Here is a 12,150-nt window from a genome sequence, read left to right as displayed (position 1 = left end):
GCAGGGCGTGTGCGGTGGTGGGTGTGTGGTGATGGGTGCGGTGGTGACGTGCTGTCGGGGCGCTAGAGGCCGGCGAACACGGCGGCTTCCTCCAGCAACCGGGGCACGTCGGTGGCCAGGTCGCGGGCGTACGGGGAGTCGAGATCCCCTGCGGTGTAACGGGCGTAGGCCCCCTCGACGATCGCCGCGAGTTTGAAGAAGGCGAGCGTGAGGTACCAGTCCAGGTGCTCCACCGACCGGCCGCTCGCGGCGGCGTACCGGCCGGCCAGGTCCTTGCGGGTCGGCGCACCGGGCACCCGGGACAGGGCCTGCACCCGCGGCATCGCCGGTGCCGACGGGCGGTCGTTGCCCCAGAAGGCCAGGAACAAGCCGAGATCCACCAGCGGATCGCCGATCGTGGAGAGCTCCCAGTCGATGATCGCGCTGACCCGGACCGGCGGGCCGGGTACGAACAGCGCGTTGTCCAGGTGGAAGTCGCCGTGCAGCAGCGCGGGCGCGATGTCCGGCGGCCGGTGCCGCTCCAGCCATGCGGCGACGGGGTCGAACAGCGGCAGGTCGCGGGTCCGGTGCTGCTCGTACTGCCGGCGCCAGCGGCCGACCTGCCGCTCCAGGTAGCCGTCCGGTCGGCCGAACTCCTCCAGCCCGGCCGCCCGCCAGTCCACCGCGTGCAGCGCCACCAGGGCGTCGACTGCCGCCTCGCCGATCTGCGCCACCAGGTCGGGGCCGGTCCACTCCGCCGGGACCGCGGCCGCCAGCGGCACGCCGGGGCACCGCTGCATCAGCAGCATGGTCCGAGCGCTCCCGGGCTCGACATACAAACCGAGCACCCCGGGGCTCGGCACGTCGGCGTCCTGCACCGCGGACAGCACCCGGTACTCGCGCGACATGTCGTGGGCCGCCTCGTCGACGGTGGCGACCGGGGGCCGGCGCAGGATCCATTCCTGCTGCGGCCCGGAGCCGGTGACCAGCAGCGTCTCGTTCGAGTTGCCGCCGGTCAGCCGTTGCAGCCGGAACGGCCCGGGCACGCCGGTGGCCTGCTCGAGCCAGTGCCCCAGCGCCTCGTCGGCAGCAACGTCGGACGGCATGCGGCGATCGTCACACCGCCGGGTGGCCCCGGCGAACGACGCGCGACCGGCCTTTGTCCAACTCTCCACACGGTGCCGCACGGGCTGTACGGCGCCCGGTGCGGCGGGCGCGAGAGTGGCCCGGTGACCCAGCACTGGACCGACCCCGGCGTGCACGAGATCGCGCCAGGGGTGCACCGCATCCCCGTCCCGATGCCGCAGGACGGCCTGCGCGCGGTGAACGTGTACGCGATCAGCGACGGCGACGAGCTGGTGATGATCGACGGCGGCTGGGACGTGCCGGCCGCCCGCGCCGCGATGCTGGAGGGCATCGAGACCCTCGGCGCCACACCGGCGGACGTGTCGGCCTACCTGGTCACCCACCACCACAGCGACCACTTCACGCTGGCGACGGCGATGCGCCGGGAGTTCGGCATCCCGGTCGCGCTGGGCGAGGGTGAGCGCGACGGCTCGACCATCGCCACCACCCCGGTCATCGACGGGCTCTTCTCCCAGATCAAGCACCTGCTGCTGATGGGCGCACCGGAGCTGGCGACCGAGATCTCCGCCGGCGGCGCGGACCCGTACGAGGACCGGTTCCGGGTCTGGGAACCGCCGGACAGCTGGCTGGCCGACGGGCAGGTGATCGAGGTGGGCCGGCGCCGGATCACGGTGATCGCCACGCCAGGCCACACCTCCGGGCATGTGGTGTTCCACGAGCCGGCCACCGGGCTGCTGTTCACCGGGGACCACGTGCTGCCGACGATCACCCCGTCGCTGGCCTTCGACGGGGTGCGGGCCGAGCACCCGCTGCGCGACTTCCTCGGATCGCTGGCACTGCTGCGCGAGCTGCCGGACACGGTGATGATGCCGGCCCACGGGGAGCCCGGCGGCAGCGTGCACACCCGGGTCGACGAGCTGCTGGAGCACCACCGGGAGCGGCTGGACCGGACCGCCGAGGCTGTCGCCGACGGCGCGGACACCGGGGCCGCGGTCGCCGGCCGTCTCACCTGGACCCGCCGGCACCACCGGCTCGACGAGCTGGACCTGCTCAACCGGATGCTGGCGATCAGCGAGACCGGCGCGCACCTCGACGTTCTCGTGCAGCAGGGCCGGATCTCGCAGGACCAGCACCGCGGGGTGCTGCACTTCTCGCCGGCCTGAGACCTGTCAGGTGACCAGCAGATCCTTGACCACCTTGCCGGTGGCGTTGCGCGGCAACGACTTCACCACCGTGATGGTGACCGGCACCTTGTAGGCGGCCAGTACCTCGCGGCACCGCTGCCGCAGTGCCTGCTCGGTCGGTGCCGGCTCGCCGGTGGCCTCCACCCAGGCCACCGGCACCTGCCCCCACCGCTCGTCCGCCCGGCCGACCACCGCGGCATCGGAGACCCCCGGCTGCGCGGCGAGCACCGACTCGATCTCGGCCACGTAGATGTTCTCGCCGCCGCGGATGATCATGTCCCGACCGCGGCCGGCCAGGGTGAGATAGCCGTTCGGGCCGAAGGACCCGAGGTCGCCGCTGTAGAACCAGCCGTCCTGCAGCGCCTCCGCGGTGCGCTCCGGATCGTCCAGGTAGCCGCTCATCACCACGTCGGTGCGCGCCGCGATCCGGCCGACCACCCCGTCCGGTACCTCCCGGCCGGCGTCGTCGACGATCCGCAGGTCCACGCCGGTGACCGCCTGGCCGACGGTGGCCAGCAGGTGCTCCTCGCCGGCCAGCGCCCGGCGGTGGTCGGTGGGCCGCAGATAGGTCTGGCTGTTGGACTCGGTCCCGGAGCCGTACATGTTCCAGAAGTCGCAGTGCGGCCACCGGTCCAGCGCCCGGCGCAGCAGCGCGGTCGGCATCGGCGCCCCGCCGTAGAGCAATTGGCGCAGCCGGTCGGACCCGATGTCCAGGCCGGTCTCCGCGGCGTGGTCGAGCACCGCGGCGATCATCGTCGGCACCAGGAAGCAGCCGGTCAGCAGCCCGGAGCCGATGGCACGGGCGGTCACCTCGGGCCGGAACTGGTCGACGATCATCGATGCGCTGCCCATCGCGATCTGGCCGAGCAGCACGAAGAAGCCGGCGGCGTGGAAGAGCGGCGAGGCGGTGTACCGGACGTCGCCGGGTCGCGGCAGGCACTCCCACATCTGCAGGTACACCGACTTCAGCATCCGGTGCGACTGCAGCACGCCCTTCGGCCGGCCGGTGGTTCCGCTGGTGAACATGATGCAGAGGATGTCGTCGTCGGCCAGGTCCGCCCAGCTGCGTTCCGGGCCGCCCGCGGTGATGAGCTGCTCGAGATCGTCGGCCAGGTCGAGGATCTGCAGGGGCGGGTCACCGTCCCGCAGGGCGGTGGCGATCGCCCGGTAGCGCTCGGAGACGAACAGCACGTGCAGCGCGGCGCGCTCGTCGATGTAACGGAGCTCGTCGGCCGTCAGCCGGTAGTTCAGCGGGACCAGGGTGGCACCGACCGCGAAGCAGGCCAGGATCAGTTCGACATAGCCGGGGGTGTCGATCGACAGCACGCCGACCCGGCTCGCCCGGCCGATGCCGATCCCGCGCAACCCGTTCGCCAGCCGGGCCACCCGGTCGTCCACCTCGGCAAAACTGCGCCCGGCGCCGGTGTCGTCGACCAGGCACGGCAGGTCCGGGTAGAGGCGGGCGGACCGGCTGATCAACCGGCCGAGACCGTAGTCGGGGCGCTGCATCTGTCCGACCCTAGGTCCCTTCCTCGTCCCGGACCGCCGGGCGACGCAGTCCGTTGGACCTGCCTCCAACTCCGTCCGCGGCCGGCCCTGCGTCGAGGCCCGCCCGCACCCACGATGAGGTCATGGGCATCGAGGGTCAGGTGGTCGCGGTCACCGGGGTGACGTCCGGGGTCGGCCGGGAGACGGCGCGGGTGTTCGCCGAGCGCGGCGCCGTGGTGTGCGGGATGGGCCGCACCACCGCGGCGGGCGAGGCGCTGGCCGCCGAGATCACCGCAGCCGGCGGCGAGTTCGAGTTCGTCACCGGCGACATCCGCTCCGTCGGCGACTGCGCCGCCTTCGTCGAGCGGGCAGCAGGGCTGCGCGGCCGGATCGACGTGCTGATCAACAATGCCGGCACCCCCGGGGACCCGGTGATCGTCGACTCGCACCTGGCGGAGGAGCAGTGGTGGGACGACATCGTCGACACCAACCTCAAGGGTGCCTTCTTCTGCAGCCGCTACGCGCTGGGCCACATGCTGGAGGCCGGGAGCGGGCTCATCATCAACATCGCCTCCACCAACGCCGTCGCCCCGCTGTCCCGGATGCAGGCCTACAACGCCAGCAAGGCCGGCCTCGTGCACCTCGGGCAGGGGCTGGCCGTGGAGTACCAGGACAAGGGGATCCGGGTGAACACCATCGTGCTGGGCAGCGTGGCCGACGGCGACGCCGGACGCCGCACCCGGCACGCGATCACCGAGTACCTCACCGGTGTGGTGCCCAGCGACGAGCGCAAGGCCTCCAGCACCGTCCGCACCGCCCGCGAGGTCGGTTCCTACCTCGCCTCCCTCTGCGACACCGACGCCGCCGTCCTCACCGGCGCGGTCATCGCCCTCGACGGTGGTGTCTCCGCCGGGCTGCTGGGCAACAAGTACTGGCTGCACACCGCATCCCGGGTGAAGAAGTAGGGGCGGCGTCGGCTACGGCCCGCCATTCAGGCCGGGTCGACCCGGGGGTCGTGGAGGTCGACCGAGGTGACGTCGGGAGCGGCCAGGGCGAGGCGGTCGGTGAGGATGCCGAGCAGCAGCTCCTTGGGCACCACACACTCCGGGCACGACGAGCTGGTCAGATCCAGTTCCAGCTCGACCTTCTCCGTCGTGGCGGTGACCAGCCGCAGCACCGCACCGTCGGCCGCGACGATCCCGTTCAGTTCCTCCAGCACCGGCGCCACCAGCAGCGAGGACACTCAGACCACCCGCTCGGTGATCGGGTTCGACAGGTGCGGGGTGATCAGCCAGGACTCGGCCATGCCGGGGCCGCCGGCGGTGATCACCAGGATGTTGTCCGGCCCGGCCAGGTCGAGGGTGTTGTCCTCGGCGCCGGTGGTCGGAGCGGTCAGCAGCGGCCACAACCGCTGCTGCAGGGTCGGCTTGTCCCAGCCGGCGTCGGCGAACCGGCGGCGGTGTTCCGGACCGACCACGATCGCCAGGCTCCTTCCGGTGCCGAGGAACTCGTCGTGCGGGACGCCCTCGCGCCGCGCCGTGCGGGCGATGGTCGCGACCAGTTCCGCCGGGTCCTCGGAGTACGACGACGCGCGCAGCATCGACATCAGCGACAGCACGGTCACGGCGGACTCCCCGTCGGCCAGTCCCCGCTGCACGTGCAGCGGGGTCCAACCCGAGGTCTCGTCCTCGGCGAAGCAGAACGAGTAGCGCATCGGGGTGCTGAACGACGCCCGGTCCAGCCCGCCGGGCACAGCCAGGCAGACGTTGCGGATCACCAGCCGCAGCGCCCGACCGATGGTGGCGTTCGCCCGGAATCCCGGTCCGAAACAGGCCTGCCCGCCGTGGATCCCGAGCTCACCGGTGATCGGGCCGTTGACCACCACCACCTGCGCGGCCCCGGAGACGGTGGCCGTCGTGGAGTGGCAGTTGCCCTTCGGGTGCAGGTGCGCCCGCACCGCCGCGACCACCACCGGGAAGTACTCCGGACGGCACCCCGCCATCACCGCGTTGATCGCCGCCGCCTCAGCGGTGACCGTCAGCTTGCGGGTCGGGACGGCGCCGAGGACCTCCGACGGGTCCAGGCCGGCCGCTGCCAGCATCGCCTGCACCCGCCCCTCCGTCGGCGGCACGATCGGCAGGCCGTCGGTCCAGCCGCGCTCGGCGTAGCCCTCGGCGACCGCCTCCTCGCTGTCGAAGTCCACCCGGTCGGCGGCCAGCACGCTCATCGCGCGGCCACCAGCGCGTCGATCACCTGTGGCGCCACCTCTTTCGCGGTGGTGAGCGCCTCGTCGGCGGTCCAGGGCGCGAGCGGGCCGTGCGGGTAGCCGACGACCACCATCCGGTAGTCCGGCAGCCCCGCCATCGTCCGGATCACGCTGACCGCCGGCACCAGCGCCTCGTGCACGATGCACACGGCAGGGACGCCGCGGTCCTCGACGTCGAGCGCGTCCCGCATGCTCCGGGTGCTGCAGCTGCCGCAGCCACCGAACCCGGTCACCACCACGTCCGCCCGGCCCATCAACGCGTCCCACTGCTCCGGTGTCGGTGGCACGGACTGGCTGTCCTTCCACACCATGAACACGTCCGCGACGTCGGTGAGCTCGCGGATCCGGTCGGCCAGCGCGTCGAAGAACACCTCGCAGTTGGCCAGCCGGTTCATCAGGATGCCGACCGTCCTCCCCGACAAGGACGGTGGACGCGGGGCGACCGATGTCCGCGAGTCCGACAGGGTGGTGGCCGGCCGGTAGGTCGGGTCAAGAGTGGTGATCACGGCGTGTCCTCTCGTCCGGCCCACCGTACGAACTCCGTCACCACCCCGCGACCAGCGGTTTCCGGCCTTTGGTCCTCCGCACAACTCGCGATGCCGGGTGGTCGGCGGCCGGTGGTCGGGGGTGCTGCGGGCGAGCCCGACAGGTGGGCGCCGGCCGGGTGCGCAGTCGGGGTGGATGTCCCCACGGGGCCAGAGACAGCGAGAACCATTGTCTTGCAAACTCACCGGCCTGACAGCTACAGCAGGTGTCGTTCCGGGGACAGCGACGGCGGAAGGAACCCGGGGCCCGCTCGTACACTCCGCTGGAACTCCGCCAGAGTCCGTCAACAGCCGCACCTACCGGCCGGACCACACCGCCGATCGCTTGTCGACGAAGGCCGCGGCACCCTCCCGCGCATCCGCCGAACCCAGCACCTGCTGGAGCAACGGCTCCTGCCGCTCCCAGAACTCGGCGTCGGTGAGATCGGTGGTGAGGGCGAGGAGATCGCGGGAGTGCTGGACACCGAGCGGCGCACGGGAGGCGATGGTGTCCGCCAGCCGCAGCGCGGCCTCGAGCGCCCCGCCGGCCGGAGTCAGCTCGACGACCAGGCCCATGCGGTGCGCCTCCTCCGCGGTGATCGGGTCGCCGGTGAGCGCCATCCGCATCGCCACCGCATAGGGCAGCTTCCGCCCCAGCCGCAACACCCCGCCACCACCCGCGAACAACCCGACCTTCACCTCCGGGATGCCCAGCAGCGCACCGGATCCGGCGACGATCAGGTCGCAGGCGAGTGCGATCTCCATCCCGGCGGCCATCGCGAAGCCCTCGACCGCGGCGATCAGCGGCCGGCCGGACGACCGTCGGATGACCTCCTCGATGCCGTCCGGATCGCCGTGCTCCAGGAAGCCGCGCAGGTCCATCCCGGCACAGAACCCCTTGCCGGCCCCGGTGATCACCCCGACCCGCAACTCCGGGTCGGTGTCGAGCAGCCGGATCGCGGCCAGCAGCCCTCGGCCGAGGCCGGAGTCGACAGCATTGCGCACCTCGGGACGGTTGAGGGTGATGACCAGCACCGGCCCACGCCGGCCCAGCAGCACCTCAGACATTCATGTACCCGCCGTCCACGAACACCGTGTCCGCGGTGTGGTACGACAGCTCCGGATCGGCGAGAAAGGCTGCCAACCGGGCGAAGTCGTTCGGACTGCCGAAGCGCTGCACCGGCGTGCGGGCGGTGATCTTCTCGTAGAAGGATTCGTTCCCGCCCTCGGTCATCTCGGTGGCGACGAACCCGGGCAGCACCGAGTTCGACCGGATGCCCTTGCGCGCGTACTCGACGGCGATGGACTTCATCAGCGCCACCACCGCCGCCTTGGACGTGGCGTACGGGGCGTAGTTCCGCATCCCGAACCGGGCCGCCATCGACGCCACGCCGACCAGCGCGCCACCCTCACGGTGCTGCAGCATGTGCACGATGGCCTCGCGCAGCGTCCAGCGCAGTCCGTCGACATTGACCGACATGACCGACCGCCACTCGTCGTCGGTCTGCTCGTGGAACGGCCGGAAGGTGCAGGACACACCGGCGTTCGCGAACACCGAGTGCACGGTGCCGAGCCGGTCAACGGTCTCGGCGAAGGCACGCACCACGGCGGCCTGATCCGCCACGTCGCAACGGATCCCGACGATCTCCGCCTCGCCGCCCAGACCGCGCAACACGCCGGTCGCCGATTCCAGGGCGGCCTCGTCGCGGCCCCAGATCGCCACCCGGGCTCCGGCCAGCGCACAGCCCTGCGCCAGTCCGAGGCCGATGCCACGGTTGCCGCCGGTGATCACCACACCGCGCCCGGCCAATGACGTCCCCGGTGCCGGGAGTCGGACCGGTGCCGCGCTCATGCCCGGCTCCCTTCGGGTCGCGGCTCCCGCGGCAACCCCAGCACCCGCTCGCCGAGGATGTTCAGCATGATCTCGTCGGTACCGCCGGCGAAGCGCAGACCCGGTGCGGACAGCAGGAAGTCGGTCCAGGAGAAGGTGCCCCAGCTGCCCTCGTCACCGGTGGCGGCGTCGCCGAGGAAGCGCACTGCGGTGTCCGCCACCCGTTCCAGCTGCCGGCTGAACAGCAGCTTGCTGACCGAGCCCTTGGCACCGGCCGACTTGCCGTACATCTCGTTGACCGCGGCCATCACCCGGTCGGCCACGTACACCTTCGCGAGGTCCTGCCGGGCCAGCACGTCGGCGGCCAGTCCCTGGTGCACCAGCAGCTGGTCCAGCCGCTGCACGTACGGTGCGGCGACGGTGGACTCGCCGGACCCGACGGCGCCGCGCTCGCTGGTGAGAGTGGTCGCGGCCACCTTCCACCCGGATCCCGGCTCGCCGATGAGATTGCCCTCGGGGACGAAGACGTCGTCCAGGAAGACCTCGTTGAAGTGCGAGCCGCCGTTCATCTGGCGCAGCGGCCGCACGGTGATCCCGGGCGTGCTCATGTCCACCACGAACATCGACAGGCCGTGGTGCTTCGGCGCCGCCGGATCCGTGCGGGCCAGCAGCTCGCCCACCTTCGCGACGTGCGCGTAGGAGGTCCACACCTTCTGCCCGTTGACCAGCCAGCCGCCGTCCACCCGCACCGCCCGGGTGGACACCCCGGCCAGGTCGGAGCCGGCGCCGGGCTCGCTGAACAGCTGACAGGCCACCATGTCCCCGCGGAACAGCGGGCGCAGGTACTGCTCCTTGAGCTCCGCGGTGCCGTGCGCCAGCACCGCGGGCGCCAACATGTTCCGGGCGATGCCGAAGAACGCCCGGCCCGGTACCTGGTACTCGCCCTCGATCAGCCGGTACAGCTCGTCGTGCTCGGGGGTGAGACCGGCACCGCCGTACTCCGTCGGGCCGGCCAGCCACCCGAAGCCGGCGTCGAAGACCTGCTGCCGCCAAGCGGTCGCAGCCTCAAGTTCGGCCTTCTCCTGCACCGGGTCCGGCTGCTCCAGCAGCGCCACCCGGTCGTCCCCGCTCCCCCAGTTCTCCGTCGTCACCTCGAGCGGTGCCACATGCGCGTCCAGGAACTCCCGGACCTGCGCGGCGAAGGTGTCCAGGCTCATGCGGCACCCTCCGGGCGGGCCAGTCCGGCGACGGTGACCAGCCGGTCCCGGTGCAGCTCGGGACGGCCGAACATCACCTCGCTGCTGCGGGCCCGCCGGAAGTACAGGTGGCTCACCTGCTCCCAGGTGAAGCCGATGCCGCCGTGCACGTGCAGCGCGTCGGACGCGATCGCCGAGTACGCCTCGGAGCAGGCGATCTTCGCGATGCTCGCCGCCTCCGGCAGCATCGACGGCGGCAGGTGGTCGGCCACCCGCAGCCCGTCGGCCATCACCGCGAGTGCTCCCTCGTAGGAGATCAGCATGTTCGCGCAGGTGTGCTTGACCGCCTGGAACGACCCGATGATGCGGTCGAACTGCTTGCGGGTCCCGGCGTAGGCCACCGCGGTGTCCAGGCAGCGCCCGGCGCCGCCGACCTGCTCGGCCGCCATCAGCAGCATGGCCAGGTCGAGCACCCGCTCGACACCCGGTCCGACGTGCGGTCCGACGGCGACCTCGCGCGCGGCCACCCGGTCCAGCACCAGCTCCGCCTGCCGGCGGGTGAGGTCCAGGGTGCGCATGGCGGACCGGCTCAGGCCGTCGGCGTCCGCCGTCACCGCCAGCACCACGGGGCCCTCGACGGACCCGGCCACCAGCAGGATGTCGTCCGCCGTGGCGCCGTCGATGACGTGCAGGGCCCGGCCGAAGACGACCCAGCCGGCCGGCGTCCGCTCGGCCCGCAGGCCGTCGGTGGCCTCGTGCACCAGCCCGGGGTGCGGGCCGTAGGCGGCGGTCGCCCGCCGCGAGCCGTCGGCGATGCCGGGCAGCAGGTCGGCCTTGGCCTCGTCGCTGCCGAGCTCGGTGAGCAGCACGCCCGCCAGCACCGCCGACGAGTAGAGCGGCGCGCAGAGCAGACTCGCCCCGGTGGCCTGCAGCACCAGCCCCAGCTCGGTCAGCCCGAGCCCGACCCCGCCGTACTCCTCCGGGATCGCGAGGCCCGGCAGCCCCATCTCCGACAGCTGCGCCCAGGTGCCGTCCTCGAACCCGCGGGTGGTGTCCATCGCCCGCCGGACGTCGGCCTCGGTGCAGTGCGCGGCCAGGTACTCCTCGGTGGTGCGGGCGATGTCGGCCTGCTCGTCGGTGAGCCCGGGCCGCACCGTGCCGGTCATGACTTCGGGTCGAGACCGGCGGCGTGCCGGGCCATCTCGACCGCCTCGGCCATCGGGTAGTGCTTGCGGGTGACGATCCGCTGCGCGTAAAGACCGCCGCCGGACTGCACGTTGGTGACGTAGTGCCAGCCACCGAAGGCGTCCGCCACCATGTCCCGGACCGCGTGCATCAGCCGCAGCCGTTCCTCGCCCGGGACCGCGGGGTTGCCGGTCATGTACTGCCGGATGTGCCCCTCCAGCTCGGGCAGTTCCAGGTCACCGATGGTCGGCGCGGTGAGTACCGCGCCACCGGCGATGTCGATGAGATGCCGTGCCATAGTGGTGAACTCGGCCGCACCGTGGTACTTCGCGGCGTTGGTGTAGAGCTCGTCCGGGTAGACGAAGCCGTCCGTGGTGGTGTGCGCGTTGGCGATCGCCGCCTCCAGGCCGGCGCGGATCAGCGTCGCGTAGATGACCATCTCGGAGATCTTCTCCTTGACGTGCGCCACCCGGGTGAGTCCGTTCGCGTCCGCCACCAGCTGCGCCAGACCGACCATCAGGTCGGCGTCGTGCGCCATCTCGGCGACGCCGCCGAGCCGCTCCCACAGGCCGAGCGAGTGGGCGAAGATCGCCGAGAACTCGGTCTGGCCGTCCAGGAAGATCCGCTCGTTCGGCACGAACACGTCGTCGAAGATGACCATGCAGTCGGGCATCTGGCGCACCCGCGACAGCGGGTAGTGCCGGTCGTCCTCGCCGCGGAAGGCGTAGGTGGTGTTGATCGTCTTGACCCCGGGCGCATCGCCCGGCACGGCACAGGCGATCGCGTAGTCCTCCTCGCCCGGGCTCATCTTCTTGGTCGGCATGACGAACAGCTCGTGGGCCAGGGAGGCGCCGGTGATGTGCAGCTTGGCACCGCGGATGACCACGCCGTCCGGCCGCCGCTCGACGACCCGGACGTAGGCGTCCTGGTCCTCCTGCTTCCCGGGCGACAGTGACCGGTGGCCCTTCGCGTCGGTGATGCACTCGGTGACCCGCAGGTCCCGGTCCGCCACCAGGTCGAGGTGCTTGCGCACCCGCGCGGCGTACTCGGGGTAGGCCGCGTCCAACTGCGGCAGCACCGTCAGCAGGGTCATCACCGAGGTGAAGGTGGTGTGCGCCAGCATGTCGACACCGCGCAGCAGGCCGATGATCTCGCGCAGGGACTCGCGGTCGCGCGGCGGGGTGAGCAGCGGGTTCCGCGCGCCGGGGGTGGCGTCGTGGAAGGTGTCGTACCCGGAGGCGACCAGGTCCACCGCGATCCGGGTGGTGGGGTCGGTGGTGAGGTCGGTGATCCGGCGGCCGTCGATCCAGGTCTGCCGGTCGTCCTTCAGGGACGCGACGTACTGTTCACCAGTGAGCATGAAGAGCCTTCCGTAGCAAGCGGTGTCGATTGCGGTTCGTGATGTCGGGTG

General features: G+C 71.8%; 12 protein-coding genes. 2 read left to right on the top strand and 10 right to left on the bottom strand.

Going from position 1 to position 12,150, the window contains the following annotated elements; translation table 11 throughout:
• Positions 1-62: 62 nt before the first annotated feature.
• On the bottom strand, positions 63-1,085 hold the full coding sequence (locus tag GIS00_RS18595; RefSeq protein WP_154769949.1) for a phosphotransferase family protein: 1,023 nt from the start codon (positions 1,083-1,085) through the stop codon (positions 63-65).
• A gap of 123 nt (positions 1,086-1,208) precedes the next feature.
• Here GIS00_RS18595 and GIS00_RS18590 point away from each other — a divergent pair, with 123 nt between their 5' ends.
• Positions 1,209-2,228 (top strand): MBL fold metallo-hydrolase, encoded by a 1,020-nt coding sequence (locus GIS00_RS18590; RefSeq protein ID WP_322098115.1) that lies wholly within the window; start codon positions 1,209-1,211, stop codon positions 2,226-2,228.
• A gap of 6 nt (positions 2,229-2,234) precedes the next feature.
• Here GIS00_RS18590 and GIS00_RS18585 read toward each other — a convergent pair whose 3' ends face one another.
• Positions 2,235-3,758 (bottom strand): class I adenylate-forming enzyme family protein, encoded by a 1,524-nt coding sequence (locus GIS00_RS18585; protein WP_154769948.1) that lies wholly within the window; start codon positions 3,756-3,758, stop codon positions 2,235-2,237.
• A gap of 122 nt (positions 3,759-3,880) precedes the next feature.
• Here GIS00_RS18585 and GIS00_RS18580 point away from each other — a divergent pair, with 122 nt between their 5' ends.
• The gene (locus GIS00_RS18580; protein WP_154769947.1) at positions 3,881-4,702 is read left to right on the top strand and encodes an SDR family NAD(P)-dependent oxidoreductase; all 822 of its coding nucleotides are present in this window, start codon (positions 3,881-3,883) and stop codon (positions 4,700-4,702) included.
• 26 nt (positions 4,703-4,728) lie between these two features.
• Here GIS00_RS18580 and GIS00_RS18575 read toward each other — a convergent pair whose 3' ends face one another.
• The 8 genes from GIS00_RS18575 to GIS00_RS18540 form a co-directional block, all read right to left on the bottom strand.
• The gene (locus GIS00_RS18575) at positions 4,729-4,980 is read right to left on the bottom strand and encodes a hypothetical protein (protein ID WP_154769946.1); all 252 of its coding nucleotides are present in this window, start codon (positions 4,978-4,980) and stop codon (positions 4,729-4,731) included.
• Complete coding sequence (locus GIS00_RS18570) at positions 4,981-5,964, bottom strand: hypothetical protein (RefSeq protein ID WP_154769945.1); 984 nt, start codon at positions 5,962-5,964, stop codon at positions 4,981-4,983. It lies immediately after the preceding gene.
• Positions 5,961-6,509 (bottom strand): UGSC family (seleno)protein, encoded by a 549-nt coding sequence (locus tag GIS00_RS18565; protein WP_154769944.1) that lies wholly within the window; start codon positions 6,507-6,509, stop codon positions 5,961-5,963. Before GIS00_RS18565 ends, GIS00_RS18570 begins: the two co-directional genes overlap by 4 nt.
• 336 nt (positions 6,510-6,845) lie before the next feature.
• A complete protein-coding gene (locus tag GIS00_RS18560) occupies positions 6,846-7,595 on the bottom strand; it encodes a crotonase/enoyl-CoA hydratase family protein (protein WP_154769943.1) in 750 nt (249 codons plus the stop codon).
• Positions 7,588-8,379: an SDR family NAD(P)-dependent oxidoreductase gene (locus GIS00_RS18555; RefSeq protein WP_154769942.1), complete on the bottom strand. Its 792-nt coding sequence runs from the start codon at positions 8,377-8,379 to the stop codon at positions 7,588-7,590. Before GIS00_RS18555 ends, GIS00_RS18560 begins: the two co-directional genes overlap by 8 nt.
• Positions 8,376-9,575 carry an acyl-CoA dehydrogenase family protein gene (locus tag GIS00_RS18550; RefSeq protein WP_154769941.1) on the bottom strand — a complete coding sequence of 400 codons (1,200 nt, stop codon included), beginning with the start codon at positions 9,573-9,575 and terminating at the stop codon, positions 8,376-8,378. Before GIS00_RS18550 ends, GIS00_RS18555 begins: the two co-directional genes overlap by 4 nt.
• Positions 9,572-10,720, bottom strand: a complete 1,149-nt coding sequence (locus GIS00_RS18545; RefSeq protein WP_154769940.1) for an acyl-CoA dehydrogenase family protein — start codon at positions 10,718-10,720, stop codon at positions 9,572-9,574. Before GIS00_RS18545 ends, GIS00_RS18550 begins: the two co-directional genes overlap by 4 nt.
• Complete coding sequence (locus tag GIS00_RS18540; protein WP_154769939.1) at positions 10,717-12,099, bottom strand: 4-hydroxyphenylacetate 3-hydroxylase N-terminal domain-containing protein; 1,383 nt, start codon at positions 12,097-12,099, stop codon at positions 10,717-10,719. Before GIS00_RS18540 ends, GIS00_RS18545 begins: the two co-directional genes overlap by 4 nt.
• Positions 12,100-12,150: the final 51 nt, after the last annotated feature.

The organism is Nakamurella alba (assembly GCF_009707545.1).
Taxonomy (GTDB): domain Bacteria; phylum Actinomycetota; class Actinomycetes; order Mycobacteriales; family Nakamurellaceae; genus Nakamurella; species Nakamurella alba.
Note: the sequence above shows the minus strand (reverse complement) of the source record. Positions and strands in the feature narration are given on the sequence as shown.